Raw genomic sequence first — 17,472 nt, 5'->3', positions numbered from 1 at the left:
GAGTCCCGCCGGCCGACCACCCAGCCACCGAAGTCACCCCCGGCCGCGCCCCGCGCCGCAGCAGCCGCCCCCGCCGTGGCCGAACCCCGGTCGACCCCGACACCGCCCCCGGCCACCACACCACCACCCCGCACCACGGCCACCGCCCGGGTAACCGCAAAGCCCCCACTCCGCCACCCCGAGAAGCCGCTCTCACCGCCAGCAACGGCCACACCCCCGCCCACCAAGCGCCCCGCCACCACCCCAGACGCCGCCAAGCCAGGGGCTGCCACTCAGGGCACCTCAACAACGGACAGCGTCACGACAAGCGGCGCCGCGACGGACAACTCGACAACGGCTGGCTCCACGACGGGCACCTCCACGACGGGCACCTCTACGACGGGCACCTCCACGACGGCAGGTGCAGCGACGGGCAGCCCGACGACGGCAGGTGCAGCGACGGGCAGCCCGACGACGAGTGACGCTACGACGAGCAGCCCCGCGACGAGTGGCGCTACGACGAGTGGCGCTACGACGAGCAGCTCCACGACGAGTGGCGCTACGACGAGCAGCCCCACGACGAGTGACGCTACGACGGGCAGTTCCGCGACGGGCAGTTCCGCGACGGCGGGCGCAGCGACGGGTGGCGCTGCCGGAAGCTCGGCGACGAGTGACGCCCAGTCGGAGAGCTCTGCTACGACCGGCAGCTCCACGACGAGCGGCGCTACGACCGGCAGCTCTGCGACCGGTGGCGCCGCGACGGGCAGCTCAGCGGGGACCTCCACGACGAGTGGCGCCGCTACGGGCAGCTCCACGCTCGACAGCGCAGCAGCGAGCAGCACTACGCGAGATTCCGAAACTCATGACACGGCGACGCGCGAGAGCGGCGGGTCGACCGGCGAAGCGTCGACCTCGACAGCGAAGAAGGCGTCCAGCGCCCGCATGCCGTTCGGCCCGCGCCCGTCGCAGGCCGGCTCCTCGGTGTCGTCGACCAAGACATCCGCCGACCAGGACGCTGCGAAGTCGTCCACAAACGCAACACCGACAGACGGCGGCGAGGTGGGACAGCCACAGGCCGGAGCCGAGGGGACCGCAGTCGATGCGGCTGCGAACGCTACCGGCGCCACAGAGGCCGCTGACCTCAAGCGCACGGATGCGGATCCCGCAGATCGGACCAAGCAGTCCCCACCGAAGGCAAGCAAGGCAACGGCCGCGACAACAGCCACCAAGGCAGCCGAAGCGGCATCTGCCGCTGGCTTAACCGCATCCGAGGTAGCGACTCCGGAGGTCACAGCCGGCGCGGCCGAGCCCACAGCAGACACGCCCGACGCCGGGACCGGGGGCACCACCGCGCCGAGCGACGCGTCCGGCACCCAGAGCGACGCAGCCCGGCCGGAGGTCGAACCCGACACGGTCAAGGGCCGGACCAACGCGCCCGGGACGGCACCCGACGCCGCTGCAGCGGGAATCACCGCGGCCGAGCCGGGCACCGAGGCGCCGGACGCAGACACTGACGCGGCCAGCAAGGGAACCACCGCGTCTGAGGTGGGAAGCGGCGACGTCACCACGGGACCCACCGCGGCCAAGACGAACAGCGACGCTCCGGAAGGCGCGACGACCAGCGCACCAGGAGCGGGAGACACGGCCGGCAAGGCGGCGGCCGGCAGCCCCGCAGCGCAAGACTCCGCCGACAAGGTGACGGCCAACGCGCCAGGTGCGGACGACGCGGCCGACGGCGAAACGGCGGACGACGCGGCCGGCACCCCTGCTGCGGAAGACGTGGCCCAGAACGTAGCGGCCGACGCACCGGAAGCGGCCGACGGCAAGGCGGCGGCTGGCGCGCGCGGGGCGAACGGCGCGGCTGGCACGGCGGCGGACAACGCACGGGGTGCGGACGACGCGGCCGACGGCAGCGTGCCCCGAGCCGAAGACGCGACGACCGGCGCGCCCGGAGCCGGAAGCGATGCCGCCAAGGCGGGAAGCAGCACGCCCGAGTCAGGAAGCGTCGCCCCCGTCGCCGCGTATGACGCCTCGGAGACCGACAGTTCCAAGTCCGACGACGCTGGAGCCGAGGCAGGCAAGCAAGGCGTAACGGCCGAGCACGCCCCCGCAGACCAGGCGGACACCAAGCCTGCGACCGTCACCCGTGCGGGTACCACCAAGGCATCCCGGAAGAAGGGCAAGGGCCGCACAGCAGCAGCCAAAGCCTCCCAGACGGCCGGTACCGGCAAGGCGCCACAGACCACAGATGACGCCACCGCGACGCCGATGGTGACCGGTGCAGCAGCCCTGGCAGCCGCCGGGTCCGACACGGCAGCGAAGTCGACCACGGCCAGCGCTGACACCGTCGCCGAGCTAGGCAACTCCAAAGCCGACGTCAGCGGCAAGGCAGGCACCGCCGCGTCCGACGCCGGGCGTACCCGGATCATCAAGCCGACGCAGCCCCCCGCCAGGACCACGCCGACCCCGACCACCAAGATCCCGCGCACAGCCGCAGGCTCGAAGGCAGCTGCCAAGGCCGCCGTGCCGATCTCCGGCGCGCCCGGGTTCGGTCAGCCCGCCCGCCCGGCCTGGCAGCCGATGACCGTTCGTGCGCCCTCTTCCGGCGCTCGTGGCATCACTGTCTTCGGCACCACGCTCACCCGCCGCCAGACCGTGATCGCCATCGGTGTTCTGGTCGCCGTACTGCTGGCGCTTGTTGTTCTTGTTCCCCGGGCTTTCGGTGACGAGAACGATCAGGCGCAGGACAACGGCCGTAAGGGCGGGGTCGCCCCCGTTGCCAGCGGCAAGAGCGAGCCGTCGACTGCGCCCTCTTCGCCGGCCGCCGCCGCGCCCGTGCCCACGACCGCCGCGGCGGTGACGCCGTCGGCCAAGCCGTCGACGTCCCCGAGCAAGCCCGCGGCCGCCGCCAGGGTGCCCAAGGGCTGGTATCTCTACAACGGTGACGGCTACTCGGTGCCGGTGCCGGAGGGCGCCTCGGTCCGGCCGGACGGTACCGAGGTGTACTTCACCAAGAACAACCGGCTGCTCATCATCGATCACTCCGAGCGGCCCAAGGCCGATCCCGTCGCCGACTGGCGGCAGCAGGAGGCTGATCGGCGGGGGTCGAAGTATCGGAACTACCAGCGGATCAAGCTCGAGGGGCTCAACTACCTCGGCAAGGCCGCCGACTGGGAGTTCACCTACACCACGGCGAGCGGCAATCCCCAGCATGCGAACAAGCGGGGTTTCATCACCACGCCCGGCAAGCAGGCCTACAGCATCTCCTGGTACACCTCGCCGGAGGACTGGGCCGCTTCGCAGAAGGATCTTCAGGTCATCTACCAGGGGTTCAAGGCCGAACGATAAGCCTGGAGGGTGTGGGCGACGGGTGAATGGGTATTCATCGGGCACCACGGATGGAGGTGCAAGATGATTCGACGACACGGCAGTAGGCCCACTATCGCTTTGTGGATGCTCGTCGCGATCGCCGACGTCGCGCTTGTCGTGGCGACCGCCAGTGCGCTGGTCGTGATGATGGTGCTGGCCGGCGCGATGATCGTGGCCGGTGCGATCGCCGGCGGCCTCATGCTGCAACGGCGCGCCGTCCCGCAGCGGGAATCTGTGCTGCAGGGGTCTGTGCTGCGCCGCCGTGCCTAGTCATGCGCTGATCGACTACGCTCGCGGGCTGTGTCGATCGACTCGGTAAGTGACCTCTGGGACACCCTGCTCGGTGCCCAGCCGGACCCGCCCGGCCTGCTCGTCCTGGTGACGGCGGTGATCGCGCTGGCCGTGGTCGCCTTCCGGCCGCTGTGGCGGATCGCCCGCAACGCCGTCACCATCGCCCACGAGGGTGGCCATGCACTGGTCGCGCTGCTGACGGGCCGCAAACTGCGCGGTATCCGGCTGGAGTTCGACACGTCCGGGCTCACCCTCTCGGCCGGCCGGCCGACCGGGCCCGGCATGATGTTCACCTTGCTGGCCGGCTATATCGCTCCCTCGCTGGTCGGCCTGGGCGGTGCCTGGCTGCTGGGCGGGAACCGGATCACGCTGCTGCTCTGGGTGGCGGTGGTCCTGCTGCTGCTCATGCTGATCAACATCCGGAACGTGTTCGGCGCGGTCTCCGTGCTGGTCACCGGGGCGATCGTCTTCGGCGTCTCCTGGTACGCGACCCCGCAGGTCCAGGCCGCCTTCGCGTACGTCGGGGTGTGGTTCCTGCTGATCGGCGGCGTCCGCCCGGTCTTCGAGCTGCAGAAGCTGCGCAGTCGCGGCCGGATGCCGGAGTCGGACGCCGACCAGCTCGCCGGCGTCACCCACGTGCCCGCGCTGTTCTGGGTGGGCGTCTTCCTGGCTGTGGACGTGGCCGCGCTGGTGGTCGGCAGTTTCATGCTGGCCGGGCAGTGGCTACCCGCCGTCAGCAACACGCCCTGACTTCGAGTAGCCGAACGGTGACCACTTGAGTATTTGCTGGTGATGCGCGTCACGCCGAGCGGTCGATAGCGTCGCGTCATGGACCGTTCACTCGGCCTGGCATGGAGCACCGCCTTCGTCGGCTTCGTGGCCGCCGTGCCGTTCTGGAAGTTCACGAAGTGGACCATCGTCACGGCGCACGAGGGGTTCCATGCGGGCGCCGCGGTGGTTTTCCAGCAGAAGGTCAACGGCATCATCTTCGTGCCCGGCAAGGGCGGCGCCACCGCACTGCCGGAGAAGATGCCCTGGTTCGCGGACCTGGTGATCACCTTCGCCGGGTATCTCGGTCCGTCGGCGGTCGGTCTCAGCGGCGTCTGGCTGTTACGGCACGACCGCCCGGAGACGCTCCTGTGGATCAGCGTCGCTCTGCTGGCGGTGCTCCTGCTGAAGATGCGCAATCTGCTGTCCGTCACGGTGGCGGTCGGCACGGGGTTCGTCCTGTACTGGGTGGCGCGCCACTGGCCGGACCCCGCACAGCTGGCGTTTGCCTACAGCTGGGTGTGGTTCTTGCTGATGGGCGGGACCCGCAACATCACCGATCTCTTCTGGGTCACGCACAAGGGAAGCGCGACATCGGACGCCGCGGTGCTGCAGCGCCTGACCCTGCTGCCGGACGTCTTGTGGCTGGTCGTGTTCTGGCTCGCGACCATGTCGGCCCTGGTCTACGGCGGGGTCACCATGCTGCATCTGCAGCGTTGATCAGAGCGGGATGTTGCCGTGCTTCTTCGGCGGCAGGGTCTCCCGCTTGGTCCGCAGAGTCCGCAGCGCCAGCGTCACCTGCGCCCGGGTCGCGGACGGCGCGATGACGGCGTCCACGTAACCGCGTTCCGCCGCGATGTACGGGTTCGCGAGCGTGTCCTCGTACTCCTTGATCAGCTCGGTCCGCAGCGCCGCCGGGTCGTCCGCGCCGGCCAGCTCGCCGCGGTAGAGGATGTTGACCGCGCCCTGGGCACCCATCACCGCGATCTGCGCCGTGGGCCAGGCGAAGTTCATGTCGGCGCCGAGATGCTTCGAACCCATCACGTCGTACGCGCCGCCGTACGCCTTGCGGGTGATCACCGTGACCTTCGGGACGGTCGCTTCCGCGTACGCGTAGATCAGCTTGGCCCCGCGCCGGATGATGCCGTCCCACTCCTGGCCGGTGCCCGGCAGGAAGCCGGGCACGTCGACGAAGGTCAGCACCGGGATGTTGAAGGCGTCGCAGGTACGCACGAAGCGCGCCGCCTTCTCCGACGCCGCGATGTCCAGCGTGCCGGCGAAGTGCATCGGCTGGTTCGCCACGACGCCCACCGGCCGGCCCTCGACGCGGCCGAAGCCGATCACGATGTTCTGCGCGTAGAGCGGCTGGACCTCGAGGAAGTCGTCGACGACGGTCTCCACCACCTGCTTGATGTCGTAGGGCTGGTTCGCCGAGTCCGGGATCAGCCGGTCCAGATCGAGATCCGCTTCGCTCGGCGCGAGCTCGGCGGGCAGGTCGAAGGTGGTCGGTTCGTCCAGGTTGTTGCTGGGCAGGTACGACAGCAGCGCGCGCACGTAGTCGATCGCGTCGTCCTCGTCGCTGGCCAGGTAGTGCGCGTTGCCGCTGCGGGAGTTGTGCGTGCGGGCGCCGCCCAGCTCCTCCATGCCGACGTCCTCGCCGGTCACCGTGCGGATGACGTCCGGGCCGGTGATGAACATGTGCGAGGTCTGGTCGACCATGACGGTGAAGTCGGTGATCGCGGGGGAGTAGACCGCGCCGCCCGCGCAGGGGCCCATGATCAGGGAGATCTGCGGGATGACGCCGCTGGCCCGCACGTTGCGGAAGAAGATGTCGGCGTACAGGCCGAGCGCGACGACGCCCTCCTGGATCCGGGCGCCACCGGAGTCGTTGATGCCGATGATCGGGCAGCCGATCTTCATGGCCAGGTCGAGCACCTTGACGATCTTCTCGCCGAAGACCTCGCCCAGCGAACCGCCGAACACGGTGAAGTCCTGCGAGAACACGCACACCTGGCGACCGTCGACCGTGCCGTGCCCGGTGACCACGCCGTCGCCGTACGGGCGGTTCTTCTCCAGGCCGAAGGCGGTCGAGCGGTGCCGGGCCAGGCCGTCGAGCTCCACGAAGGAACCCTCGTCGAGCAGCATCTCGATGCGCTCGCGGGCGGTCTTCTTGCCACGGGCGTGCTGCTTCTCCACCGCGCGGGCCGAACCGGCGTGCACCGCCTCGTCGGTGCGCCGCTCCAGGTCGGCGAGCTTGCCGGCCGTCGTGTGGATGTCATCCTGCTGCGTCACGTCCCGCTGCGCCGTCACGATGCCCCGTCCTCCGCTCGCCCACGCATGCCCGCCGGCCAGGCGGCATTCACGCCGGAGAGATCGTATCCAGCCCTCGGCACACGCGACGCGGTGCCCGTACGCGGGGGTGCGGCAGATAGGACGTTTCGCACTCAATGCCCCATTCGTTACAACCCCCGTGACGACATGGATGACCCCCGTCGGCGTGGCGTTGATCGTCGGTGGCATCACCACGCTCATCGTCTTCCGCGCCGCCCTGTTCCGCAGCGCCCGCAAAGACCAGCGCGTCGGCGAGCACGGCGAAGCCCGCCGCCGCGCGGACGCGGAGGCGCGGTCGGCCGACCGGCGGCCGGAGCCCGAGGGCGCTGACGGTACGTCGTCAGGGGCGGGCGGGGAGGATGGCGCTGGGAGCCGGAAGCGGCGTCGGGGGCGGGCTGAGACCTCTGCGGCGCGCTCGGCGCCGGCCAAGAAGGCGACGCGTGCCAGGACCCGCAAGGCTGCCGGCGGGCGGGCGGGGGACGGTTCCGGCGCGGCCGTTGCCGGCCAGTCCGCTGACCCTTCCGGTACAGCCGTTGCCGGGGAGTCCGGAGTCCATCCCGGCCGGGCCTCAGCTGGGCGGTCCGTCGACCCGCGCGGCAGAGCGATTTCTGGTCAGTTCGTGGATCCTTCCGACCGGTCCGTTTCCGGGCGGACCGCGGGCAGGGATCGATCCGTGCCCGGGCAGTCCGTGAGCGGGGACCGGTCCGGCGAGGCCGGGGCGGGACCCGATCCGGTGCTTCCGGCGCCTCGCCGCGGTCGTCGTGGCCGGGCCGGTTCGGTGAGCGCCGAGCCCGGTGTCGCCGATGCCCGGGGCCCTGCCGACCCGGATCGACCTGCGTCGGGCGCGCGCAGCGGAAACCTCGTGCGCGGCCCGCGGAACAGTGACGGGCACACCACCTCGGGCCCGCCCAGGCTCGGGGAGGACGAGGCGGGGCCGGGTTCGCGGCGCTTCTGGCCCACCTCGGGTACGCCGGAGCCGGACCCGGTGGAGGACGTCCTCGCGCCGGACAGTGACCAGGTGTCCCGGTTCGATGCGGTGCCGGCTCCCGACCGCGCGGACCGCCGGGGCCGGTCCGTGTTCCGCCGGCTCGTGGCTGCGGAGGAGGCCGGCGTACCCGGAACTCCGGCGCCGGGCGGCGCGGTCCCCACCGACGTGCGGCTGGCGTCCCTGGGCCGGGCCGGGAGTGACGCCGGGACCGACGATCCGGGCGAGCCCGCGGACCAGGGCGGTGACCCCGAGCTGGACATCGACCAGGACCTCGACCGGGCCGCCGACACCGCCGAGGAGCCCGAACAGTCCCGCGCGCTGGATCTGCCGGGTCTGGGCCTGCCCGACGAAGGACTGCTGGGCTTGAGCGCCGGCCACGACGGGGACCTTTCCGGACCCTTCGACGCGGTGGAAGGCGCCGACGGCACCGGTACGTTCTCCGGGCTCTTCGCCGATGCGTCCCTGGACGACGCCGACGAGACCGGCTTTGTCCCCGTCACCGAGGTGGCGGCCGGGACCGGCTGGGCGGAAAGCGCCGACCCGCGGTACGGCGACCGGGTGGAGGGGTGGATCCGCCCCGAGTATCCGGACGAGCCCGAAGCGGTAGCCGGTGAGTACTGGACGCCCGTGCCGGAGGGCTCCTACGAGACCGAGTACGGCTGGCCGACCCCGGTGGAACGGCTCCCCGAGGTGCCGCCCTACCCGCCGTCGTCCGGGTTCGACGTACCGGCGGAGATCGAGGCGGAGCCGACCAGGCCCGTGCCGCAATGGCCACCGGCGCGCCCGGACGACCGGATCGAGCTGCCCCGCTCGTGGTCCCACCGCGGCGGTGAGACCGGGCCGGCCTTCCGCACCGCCGTGGACCGCGACAAGCCGGTGGTCCTGCGGCCGGCGACGAACCTGCCGATCGAGGACGCAGCGCCGGACCGCCTTGCCGCTGATCCGGCCGGGGTTCTCGCCGCGGCGGGAGATGTCACCGCAGGCGGCCACCCGCCGGAAGCCGCCTATCCGACCGAAGGTGGCCACGCAGCCGGACATCCCGACGAGAGCAGAGCGGCCTACCCGGCGGAAGACGTCTACCCGGCGGAAGAGGTACCCACCGGCCGCCGGCGCTTCGACGAACCGACGCCCGCCCCCGACGACCGCGTATTCCTCGGCAACGACGGCCTCACGCTCGCTCCCAACCCCTACGCCGACGACGAGACCGCACAACCGGGCCACACCTCGGGTGCTCAAGCAGCCCGCCGCCTGGCCGCGACCCCCCCGGCCCACCCGGCGGACCGGCGAACCGGCCGGACCCGCCGAGACACCGGTCCCCAGGAAGCCGGGCACCTGAACGACGCCCGCGACCGCCGAGCGAACCGCCCGGCCCCGGGCGCCTGGCCACCCCCGGCCCCCCACACCGATCCGCCCCAGCGACCCCGGAACTCCAGTGCCCAGCCGGCCGGCGGGAACGCCGCGAGTCGCGTACCGGCCCGGCGGGGCCCGGCCACCGGCCAGAGCGGCCCCTACGCCGAGAGCCTCGAAGGCCCGATCTGGACCGTTCCGGATCTGCCCGAGGCCGCCATGCCGGATCTCACCTGGTCTCCCGAGGAGGCGTCCGACGCCCGCCGGCAGCGCCGCCCCGCTGTCATGGTGCGGCGCCGGCGCGGTGCCGCTCCGGCCGCGGGGCCCGGTGCCGACGCCACCCAGGCCCTGCCGCCGATGGAGCCCGCCCGCCCCGATCAGCCGCGGGCCCGGCCCCGGCCGCGGCCGCGCCCGGGCAACGGTCAGCCCGAGCCGCGCAGCACCGTCTACGTGAGCCGGCACGCGGCCGAACCGAGCTGATCAGGCCGGGTCTAGGGTGGGTTGATGGCTTCCTCGCCCTACACGGATCTCGACCGGCCGCCGCTGGGGGAGCGGGCCCTGCAGCGGGCGCTGATCGTGCCCGGCGGGTTCTGGCAGCGGCTGGAGATCCGGGCTGAGACCGGGTCCACCAATGCCGATGCCGCGGCCGCCGGTCAGGCCGGCGCTGCCGAGGGGCTCGTCGTGGTGGCCGAGCGGCAGGTCGCCGGGCGGGGTCGGCGTGACCGGCAGTGGGTTTCGCCGCCGCGGGCCGGGCTGACGCTGAGTTTTCTGCTGCGGCCGGGGATCGCCGACGCCGAGCGGGGCTGGGCTCCGGCGCCGCAGCGGGCCTGGGGGTGGCTGCCGCTGCTGGCCGGGGTGGCTCTGCGGGAGACGGTGCAGCGCCTGGCCGAGGTCGACGCCGCGCTGAAGTGGCCCAACGATCTGCTGCTCACCGGCGGGTCCGGGGAGTCCAAGGCGGCCGGCATCCTGGCCGAGGTGTCCGGCGACGCGGTCGTGGTCGGCATCGGCCTCAACGTCACCACCCGGGCCGACGAGCTGCCCGAGACCACCGGGCTGCCGGCCACCTCGCTGCGCATCGCCGGGGCCAAGGCCACCGACCGCGATCCGCTGCTGCGGGCGCTGCTGCGCGGCGTGGCCCGGTGGTACGCCGGCTGGCGCGAAGCCGATGGCGACGCCGAGATGTGCGGGCTGCTGGCGGCGTACCAGCGGGACTGTTCGACGATCGGGCGGGACGTGCGGGTGCTGCTGCCCAACAGAAGTGAGTTCACCGGTACGGCGACCACGGTGGACGGTGACGGGCAGCTCGTGGTCCGTACGGCTGACGGCGAGCGGCGCGTCTCGGCGGGGGACGTCCTGCACGTACGCTGAGCCCGTGGCTTTCCCGGACGAGGTGCTGACCGACGAGGAAGAGGTTGTCCTCCATCTGCATCCGCACGCTCGGGCGGCCGTACGCCCGGTCCTGGTCCTGCTGGTGGCCCTGGCCGCCGTGCTCGGGGTCTGGATCATGTTGCCGCCGACGACCGGTGGCCTGATCGGGGTCTGCCTGGTCGGTGCCGTGGCCCTGTTCCTGGCGCTGACCCGCGGGGTGTGGCCGCTGCTGGTCTGGCGCGGCACCCACTACGTCTTCACCGACGAGCGGATCCTGCTGCAGGACGGGGTGATCGCCCGCGAGCGCCGTGATCTCCCGTTGAACAGGGTGAACGATCACGTGATGAGCCAGTCGCTGCTGGACCGGGTGCTGGGCAGCGGGACGTTGCGGATCGACTCGATCGGCGACCAGAGCGCGGTGCTCGTCGCGGTGCCGCACGTGCAGCAGGTGCAGACGCTGCTCTACCAGCTCATCGAGACGGACCGGGAGCTGCGCGGCGACGACGAGGACGACGAGGAGCCGGAGCCCGTGCGGGGACGGGCCCGGCGGCGGTGAGCCTCAGACGGCTCGCCGCTGGGCGTCGATCTCCTTGGCCAGCTCCTCGTCGAGGCTGCCGTCGGCCTCGGCGCTGAGCTCGGCGAGGCCGGCCACCACGTCCAGCTCGGTCACCACGGCCTCGTGACCGTCGACGGGCGGCTTGAGGAAGACGAAGGTCCGGTACGCCCAGAAGCGGAAGACCGTGGCGACCGCGATGCCGAGCAGGGTGACCCCCATGAACAGGATCTCGTCGTGCTCCTCGGTGAGGCCGAAGCCGTACTTGCCGATGGTCACCGCGCCGGACTGGATGATCATGCCGACCAGGTTGAAGCCGAAGAACAGGGTGTACTCCCGGCGCAGGGCGCTGCGGGTGTGCTTGCGGTAGGTCCAGTACCTGTTCGCCACGTACGCCAGGGTGGTGGTGACGATCGTGGCGACGACGCTCGCCTTGACCGCCCCGATGGGCAGCAGAGCCCAGGTGATCGCCATGTAGAGCAGCGTGTTGGCGGCACCGATCGCGCCGAACGCGAGCGCCTCGGGGGCGAGATTGCGCAGGCGTTCCGCCAGCGGGCGAGCTGAAGGCATTGGCCAACCTTACGGGGGAAAGGGCGAGGACAGCGGAGCCGGACGAGCGGTGACTCCGACGTCACATTCGCGGGACAGCGCGCGGGGCGGGCGGCGGCGCGGACGGCGGCGTGGCGGCGGGCTCCCGGGTGGGTGCCGTCACCGGCGGCGCGGGCGTCGGATCCGGGACCACGGTGTCGCCGAACACGAAGCGGCGGTACGACCAGAAGCGGAACAGTGTGCCCATGGCGGTGCCCACGAACTGGCCGGAGATGTTGTCCGCCAGCGGGGTCTGGAACTCGGGCCAGATCGCGCCCAGGCCGTAGTGGCTGATCGCCAGGCAGGTCAGCCCGATGCCCAGGCCGACCGCGTTGAGCAGGAAGAACACCGTGTACTGGCGGGCCATGTTGGTGTGCTCGCGGTGCCGCCAGGTCCAGTACCGGTTGCCGGCGAAGGCCACGGTGGTGGCCAGCACGGTGGAGATGGTCTTGGCCAGCAGCGACTCGAAGCCCTGGTGCAGCAGCACGTTGAAGATGGCGAAGTCGATCGCGAAGGCGATGCCGCCGACCGTGCCGAACTTGCTCAGCTCGCGCACGAGTGCCCCGAAGCGTGCCCGCAGTGCGGGCAGGAATGCGGCAGGCACGGACCCGAGAGTACCGGCGCGTGTCACTGTCCGCCGTTTTCGTGAGCGACTCTTAACCCTTCCACCGCAGCGTGGTCCCGCTGCTTGTACGGACGGTGACCCCGCTGGTTGATCTCGGTGATCTCGGCGTGCCGGCCCCGGCAGCCCGCGCAATAGGCCAGGTGGGCCTCCAGGCGGACGGCGACCCGCGGGGCGATCCGGCCGCGGACGTGCCCGCCGAGGCGGTCGCCGGTCCACCGGCACTCGGGCGGATCGGCCTCGGCCACGTGCTGCTGCAGGTAGAGCCGGCGCAGGCCCTCGCGGGCCCGGTGGGCGAGCACGGCGACGGCGTTCGGGGTGAGGCCGAGCTGCGGGGCCACCTCGGCCGGGCTGGCGCCCTCGACTTCCGTACGCCACAGCACGTCCCGCCAGCGGTCCGGCAGCGCCTCGAAGGCCCGGGCCGCATAGGTGCGTTCCAGCCGGTCGAGGGCGGGGTCCAGGAACGGCTCGCCCTCGTCGTAGCGGGTCAGGTCGTCGGTGAACTCCAGCCGCCGGTCGCGCCGGGCCCGGTGGTAGCAGACGTGCCGCAGGGTCGTGTGCAGGTAGGCGCGGAACGCCACCAGCGGCCCCCGTCCGGCCCGCAGGCTCGCGAACACCTTCGCGAACGTCTCGGCGACCAGGTCGTCGGCGTCGGCGGGGTCGTGCACGAGGCCGTACGCCAGCGCCCGGGCCGCGGCCCGGTGGCGCTGGTACAGGACGCCGTACGCGGCGGTGTCGCCCGCGCGGACGGCGGCCAGCAGGTCTGTGTCGGCGTCGCAGCCGCCGGCCGGGATCGTCATTCCTGCCTCCTGTAGCCGGGAGTGGGAGGAAAGCCCGAGTTGCGGCAAGCTTAGGACGTTTCGTCCGTTTTGTGAAAGCGGTGAGGGGAGGGCGGGGAGTGACGGCCCGGCGGCGGCATGCTCGGTTGTGCATCAAGCGGCGAAGAATCGGTCGTGATCGCGCACCGTGGCCGAAGTTTGTGCGGTTGTCCACAGGATCCACCGATGAACTGAACGTTCGCTCGGCTTAGGCTGATGTGACTCCCGTGACAGCGGCCGGTCCTCCGGCCTGCTTCGTCACAGGTCAGTGCCGACCGAAGGGAATCACCATGACCGTGCCCCCGACTGCTCACACCAAGCTCCTGACCTGGGTGGACGAGGTTGCCGCCCTGACCACGCCGGACCGCGTCGTCTGGTGCGACGGCTCGGACACCGAATGGGACCGGCTCACCGACGCGCTCGTCGACGCCGGCTCGCTCGTCCGCCTCGACCCCGGCAAGCGGCCGAACTCGTTCTGGGCCCGTACCGATCCCGGGGATGTCGCGCGGGTCGAGGAGCGCACGTTCATCTGCTCGGTGGACCCGGCCGACGCCGGTCCGACCAACAACTGGACCGCGCCCGCCGAGATGAAAGCGACGATGACCCAGCTGTACCGCGGCTGCATGCGTGGGCGCACGATGTACGTCGTCCCGTTCTGCATGGGCCCGCTCGACTCGCCCAACCCGATGTTCGGCGTCGAGATCACCGACAGCGCGTACGTGGTCACGTCCATGCGGATCATGACCCGGATGGGCGCCGCGGTGCTCGAGGCCATGGGCGACGACGCGGACTTCGTCCCGGCGCTGCACTCGGTGGGCAAGCCGCTGGCCGAGGGTGAGGCCGACGTGCCGTGGCCCTGCAACGAGACCAAGTACATCTCGCACTTCCCGGAGACCCGGGAGATCTGGTCGTTCGGCTCCGGCTACGGCGGCAACTCGCTGCTCGGCAAGAAGTGTTTCGCGCTGCGGATCGCCAGCGTGGCGGCCCGCGACGAGGGCTGGCTGGCCGAGCACATGCTGATCATGAAGCTCACCTCGCCCGCCGGGCAGGTCCGCTACATCGCCGGGGCCTTCCCCTCGGCCTGCGGCAAGACCAACCTGGCCATGCTCGAGCCGACGCTGCCGGGCTGGAAGGTCGAGACCGTCGGCGACGACATCGCGTGGATGCGCTTCGGTTCCGACGGCCGGCTCTGGGCCACGAACCCCGAGTACGGCCTGTTCGGCGTCGCGCCGGGCACCGACGAGCACACCAACCCGAACGCGATGCGCACCCTGGCCCGGGGCAACTCCGTCTTCACCAACGTGGCCCGTACCGACGACGGCGACATCTGGTGGGAGGGCATGGGCGAGCCGCCCGCGCACCTGATCGACTGGAAGGGCAACGACTGGACACCGGAGTCCGGCACGCCGTCCAGCCACCCGAACAGCCGCTTCTGCACGCCCATCAACCAGTGCCCGATCCTCGCCCCGGAGTACGACGACCCGCGCGGCGTACCGATCGACGCGATCCTGTTCGGCGGCCGGCGCAAGACGACGGTCCCGCTGGTCACCGAGGCCCGCGACTGGGTGCACGGCGTCTACTTCGGCGCGACGCTGTCGTCGGAGACCACCGCGGCCGCGGTCGGCCAGGTCGGCGTGGTGCGCCGGGACCCGATGGCGATGCTGCCGTTCATCGGCTACCACGCCGGTGACTACTTCAACCACTGGATCGAGATGGGCAAGGCCGCCTCCGGCGATGCCGAGAAGCTGCCGAAGATCTTCTACGTCAACTGGTTCCGCCGCGACGCCGACGGCGGCTTTCTCTGGCCCGGCTTCGGGGAGAACTCCCGGGTGCTCAAGTGGATCGTCGAGCGCCTGGACGGCACCGGCCAGGCGGTGGAGACCCCGATCGGGCACGTGCCGACGCCGGACGGCCTCGACGTCAGCGGCCTGGACATCAGCCGGGCCGACCTGGAGGCCGTGCTGCGCGTCGACACCGACGAGTGGCTGGCCGAGATCCCGCAGGTGGAGGAGTGGTTCGCCAAGTTCGGCGACAAGCTCCCCGCCGTGCTCTGGTCCGAACTGGATGCCTTGAAGTCCCGCTTGAACGCTGAGCCCGACCGCGGCGGAGAACCCAAGCAGAATCTGACGTGACGCACCGCGCCCGCCTCGGGAGTGAGGCGGGCGCGGCCTGGGTACTTCCAACTCGTGACCCCATCCGACCACCCCGCCGCCACCCTTGAACGGACTTAAGGCCATCCCTGACATCCGGCCGCCCGCGGTCCGCGTGCTGACCTGGCTGCTGGTCGCGACGGCGGCGGCCACCGCCGGGGTCGAGCTGCTCAATTTCTGGTACGCGCCCGAGCAGGGTTTCGGGCTCGCGGTCCGCACCGGCTGGGCGCTGCTGCGTACCCTCGGCTGGTTGATCCTGATCTGGCACGTGCGGCGCAGCCGCGCGGTCTCCCGGCCGCTGGGGCTCATCCTGGCCGTCACCACCATCTTCGCCGTCGGCCGCCTGATCGTGCCGCGCGACGGCGTGCCGCCGCTGGCCGGCCTGGTCGGTTTCGGCGCGCTGGCCACGCTCTGCCTCACCGTCGTCGTGCTGCTCTACCGGCACCCCACCGTGCGCGGCCACCTGGTCCGGTATCCGGCCAAGCTGGTCGCCACCCGCAAGGGCCTGGAGTGGCGCGAGTCCGCGCCGCGCCGCCCACCGGTGGCGGCCTGGGTGATCACCGCGCGGGTCGCCGCGTTCACCTACAGCCCGCTGATCCTGGTGCCGGCGGTGGTCTCGGTCGGCGAGCTGGGCCGTAAGCCGGAGTACATCCTGGCCGTGGTCTTCTGGATATTCGTCGGCATCGGCGCCAGCTATGCGGTGCTGCTCACCACGTTCTTCCTGCAGCGCGGCAAGGCCTGGGCCCGGCAGCTGATGGTCTGGGTCAGCCTGGGCGTGCTCGTGATCGACCTGCCGCTCTGCTACCTGCTGCTCGGCGCGGACGGGCTGATCCGCGACGGCGCGCCGCTGGTCGCCGCTGCGGGGCTGGCCTGCTACGCGGTGTGGCGAGCCGGCCGCACGGCCGCCGCCACTGAATCCGCCGCTGCCGCGGCACCGGCATGACCGCCCGCCCCGGATCCGCGGGCGAGGGGCACGAGCGCATGACCGCCCGCCCCGGATCCGCGGGCGAGGGGCACGAGCGCATGACCGCCCGGCCCATTTCCGCGGGTGAGTGGCAGGAGCGCATGATCGTCCGGGCCGCACCGCGGGTGAGCGGCACGAGTGGCGCGAGCGCCCGCGGTGGCGCGGCCCGGACTGGCCCGGGCGGATGAGCCTCGAGCGCGTCGATGTCGCGGTGGTCGGTGCCGGGCCCGCCGGGGCCGCCGCGGCGCTGGCCGCGTGCCGGGCCGGCGCGTCGGTGCTGCTGCTCGACAAAGCCGACTTCCCCCGGGACAAACCGTGCGGTGACGGCATCGCGGCCGACGCCGTGGACGTGCTGACCCGGCTCGGCGTCAGCGGCGTGACCGACGGCTATCCGGCGGTGGAACGACTGCGCCTGGTCGCACCCGGTGGCGGCGAGGTCGCCCGGCCGCTGCCGCGCCCGGCCTACACCGTGCCGCGCAAGGTGTTCGACGAACGGCTGGTGCGGGCGGCCGTCGCGCAGGGTGCCGAGCTGCGCCGGCACGCCGTGCGCAGCATCCGGCCCGACCGGGACGGCGTCATCCTCGACGACCGGATCCGGGCCCGGGTGGTGGTCGGGGCCGACGGTGCCGGTTCGGTGGTACGGCGGGCGCTCGGCCACCCGGTCAACCCGGACGGGCACCTGGCCATCGCGATCCGCGGTTACGCCCCCGCGGTCGGCACCGAGCAGCTCATCCGGACCACGAGCGCGCGCTGGCCCGCGTACGCCTGGTCCTTCCCGATCGGGGACGGCAGCGCCAACGTCGGCTACGGCGAGACGTTGCGGGGGACGCCGCTGACGAAGGCGTACCTCCTCGACCGGCTGGCGGAGCTGCTGCCCGGCGGCCCGCCGACCGGCCTGCGGGCCCACCACCTGCCGTTGTCCACCCACCGGCCGCCACCGGGACGCGGCCCGGTGCTGCTGGCCGGCGACGCGCTGTCGCTGATCAATCCGTTCACCGGCGAGGGCATCTTCTACGCCGTGCTCTCCGGCTCGCTGGCCGGTGCGGCCGCCGCCGCTGGTCCGCAGCGGGCCGCCGAGCGCTACGCCGCGGCCTTCGGCGCCCGGCTCGGCCGGCATCTGCGGCACTCGGGCTTCGCCGCGCTGCTGACCCGGCGGCCCTCGGTGGTCGACGCCGCGGTCCGGGCCGCCCGCCGAGATGGTGCGGTTTTCCACCGGATGGTGGACCTGGGCCTGGGTGACGGGGTTTTCGACCTTCGCACGATCGGGCGCATCGGGGCCGCGATGCTGCCCAAGCGTGACGCGGCCTCTTGAGCCGGGGCGCGCGCTCGATAGGCT

Annotated in this window: 16 protein-coding genes; 10 read left to right on the top strand and 6 right to left on the bottom strand. The window is 72.0% G+C overall.

Features of this window, described 5'->3' with window-relative positions; all coding sequences use genetic code 11:
• Window positions 1-272 precede the first annotated feature (272 nt).
• Both Aau02nite_RS42070 and Aau02nite_RS42065 read right to left on the bottom strand, forming a co-directional pair.
• On the bottom strand, window positions 273-821 hold the full coding sequence (locus tag Aau02nite_RS42070) for a hypothetical protein (protein WP_212994328.1): 549 nt from the start codon (window positions 819-821) through the stop codon (window positions 273-275).
• 18 nt (window positions 822-839) lie between these two features.
• Complete coding sequence (locus tag Aau02nite_RS42065; protein ID WP_212994327.1) at window positions 840-1,010, bottom strand: hypothetical protein; 171 nt, start codon at window positions 1,008-1,010, stop codon at window positions 840-842.
• Window positions 1,011-1,038: 28 nt separating this feature from the next.
• Between Aau02nite_RS42065 and Aau02nite_RS42060 the strand changes: the two genes are divergently transcribed.
• From Aau02nite_RS42060 to Aau02nite_RS42045, 4 genes are all read left to right on the top strand, one after another.
• Window positions 1,039-3,327 (top strand): serine/threonine kinase C-terminal domain-containing protein, encoded by a 2,289-nt coding sequence (locus Aau02nite_RS42060; RefSeq protein WP_212994326.1) that lies wholly within the window; start codon window positions 1,039-1,041, stop codon window positions 3,325-3,327.
• 105 nt (window positions 3,328-3,432) lie between these two features.
• Entirely contained in the window at window positions 3,433-3,618 is a 186-nt protein-coding gene (locus Aau02nite_RS42055) for a hypothetical protein (RefSeq protein WP_212994268.1), read from the top strand.
• Window positions 3,619-3,648: 30 nt separating this feature from the next.
• Window positions 3,649-4,389, top strand: a complete 741-nt coding sequence (locus tag Aau02nite_RS42050; protein WP_212994267.1) for a M50 family metallopeptidase — start codon at window positions 3,649-3,651, stop codon at window positions 4,387-4,389.
• Window positions 4,390-4,467: 78 nt separating this feature from the next.
• Window positions 4,468-5,127 (top strand): M50 family metallopeptidase, encoded by a 660-nt coding sequence (locus Aau02nite_RS42045; protein ID WP_212994266.1) that lies wholly within the window; start codon window positions 4,468-4,470, stop codon window positions 5,125-5,127.
• Here Aau02nite_RS42045 and Aau02nite_RS42040 read toward each other — a convergent pair whose 3' ends face one another.
• Window positions 5,128-6,651 (bottom strand): acyl-CoA carboxylase subunit beta, encoded by a 1,524-nt coding sequence (locus tag Aau02nite_RS42040; RefSeq protein ID WP_438841231.1) that lies wholly within the window; start codon window positions 6,649-6,651, stop codon window positions 5,128-5,130.
• Between the two features lie 949 nt (window positions 6,652-7,600).
• Here Aau02nite_RS42040 and Aau02nite_RS42035 point away from each other — a divergent pair.
• Genes Aau02nite_RS42035 through Aau02nite_RS42025 form a run of 3 tightly spaced genes read left to right on the top strand, consistent with a single transcriptional unit; the run spans window position 7,601 to window position 10,997 of the window.
• On the top strand, window positions 7,601-9,553 hold the full coding sequence (locus tag Aau02nite_RS42035) for a hypothetical protein (RefSeq protein WP_212994265.1): 1,953 nt from the start codon (window positions 7,601-7,603) through the stop codon (window positions 9,551-9,553).
• A gap of 24 nt (window positions 9,554-9,577) precedes the next feature.
• Complete coding sequence (locus Aau02nite_RS42030; protein ID WP_212994264.1) at window positions 9,578-10,441, top strand: biotin--[acetyl-CoA-carboxylase] ligase; 864 nt, start codon at window positions 9,578-9,580, stop codon at window positions 10,439-10,441.
• 4 nt (window positions 10,442-10,445) lie between these two features.
• Window positions 10,446-10,997, top strand: a complete 552-nt coding sequence (locus Aau02nite_RS42025; protein WP_212994263.1) for a PH domain-containing protein — start codon at window positions 10,446-10,448, stop codon at window positions 10,995-10,997.
• Between the two features lie 3 nt (window positions 10,998-11,000).
• On the opposite strand, the gene Aau02nite_RS42020 is transcribed toward Aau02nite_RS42025, so the two are convergent.
• The 3 genes from Aau02nite_RS42020 to Aau02nite_RS42010 all read right to left on the bottom strand — a co-directional run bounded on the left by Aau02nite_RS42020 (window position 11,001) and on the right by Aau02nite_RS42010 (window position 13,004).
• Entirely contained in the window at window positions 11,001-11,564 is a 564-nt protein-coding gene (locus tag Aau02nite_RS42020; RefSeq protein ID WP_212994262.1) for a GtrA family protein, read from the bottom strand.
• A gap of 61 nt (window positions 11,565-11,625) precedes the next feature.
• The gene (locus tag Aau02nite_RS42015) at window positions 11,626-12,186 is read right to left on the bottom strand and encodes a GtrA family protein (protein WP_246595850.1); all 561 of its coding nucleotides are present in this window, start codon (window positions 12,184-12,186) and stop codon (window positions 11,626-11,628) included.
• A gap of 23 nt (window positions 12,187-12,209) precedes the next feature.
• On the bottom strand, window positions 12,210-13,004 hold the full coding sequence (locus Aau02nite_RS42010) for a sigma-70 family RNA polymerase sigma factor (protein WP_212994260.1): 795 nt from the start codon (window positions 13,002-13,004) through the stop codon (window positions 12,210-12,212).
• A gap of 308 nt (window positions 13,005-13,312) precedes the next feature.
• On the opposite strand from Aau02nite_RS42010, the gene Aau02nite_RS42005 reads away from it, so the two are divergent.
• From Aau02nite_RS42005 to Aau02nite_RS41995, 3 genes are all read left to right on the top strand, one after another.
• Entirely contained in the window at window positions 13,313-15,154 is a 1,842-nt protein-coding gene (locus Aau02nite_RS42005; protein ID WP_212994259.1) for a phosphoenolpyruvate carboxykinase (GTP), read from the top strand.
• A 133-nt stretch (window positions 15,155-15,287) separates the two neighbouring features.
• Window positions 15,288-16,115: a hypothetical protein gene (locus tag Aau02nite_RS42000; RefSeq protein ID WP_246595849.1), complete on the top strand. Its 828-nt coding sequence runs from the start codon at window positions 15,288-15,290 to the stop codon at window positions 16,113-16,115.
• Window positions 16,116-16,320: 205 nt separating this feature from the next.
• Window positions 16,321-17,448: an NAD(P)/FAD-dependent oxidoreductase gene (locus Aau02nite_RS41995; RefSeq protein WP_212994258.1), complete on the top strand. Its 1,128-nt coding sequence runs from the start codon at window positions 16,321-16,323 to the stop codon at window positions 17,446-17,448.
• Window positions 17,449-17,472: the final 24 nt, after the last annotated feature.

The sequence above is a fragment of the Actinoplanes auranticolor genome (assembly GCF_018332655.1).
Lineage (GTDB): Bacteria > Actinomycetota > Actinomycetes > Mycobacteriales > Micromonosporaceae > Actinoplanes > Actinoplanes auranticolor.
This window is presented reverse-complemented; position numbering and strand designations above follow the sequence as displayed.

Bases quoted from the DNA above. Each gene is read 5' to 3' on its own strand.
- Aau02nite_RS42055 (WP_212994268.1), top strand. From the start codon at position 3,433: ATGCTCGTCGCGATCGCCGACGTCGCGCTTGTCGTGGCGACCGCCAGT.
- Aau02nite_RS42045 (WP_212994266.1), top strand. From the start codon at position 4,468: ATGGACCGTTCACTCGGCCTGGCATGGAGCACCGCCTTCGTCGGCTTC.
- Aau02nite_RS42030 (WP_212994264.1), top strand. From the start codon at position 9,578: ATGGCTTCCTCGCCCTACACGGATCTCGACCGGCCGCCGCTGGGGGAG.
- Aau02nite_RS42020 (WP_212994262.1), bottom strand. From the start codon at position 11,564: ATGCCTTCAGCTCGCCCGCTGGCGGAACGCCTGCGCAATCTCGCCCCC.
- Aau02nite_RS42010 (WP_212994260.1), bottom strand. From the start codon at position 13,004: ATGACGATCCCGGCCGGCGGCTGCGACGCCGACACAGACCTGCTGGCC.
- Aau02nite_RS42005 (WP_212994259.1), top strand. From the start codon at position 13,313: ATGACCGTGCCCCCGACTGCTCACACCAAGCTCCTGACCTGGGTGGAC.
- Aau02nite_RS41995 (WP_212994258.1), top strand. From the start codon at position 16,321: ATGAGCCTCGAGCGCGTCGATGTCGCGGTGGTCGGTGCCGGGCCCGCC.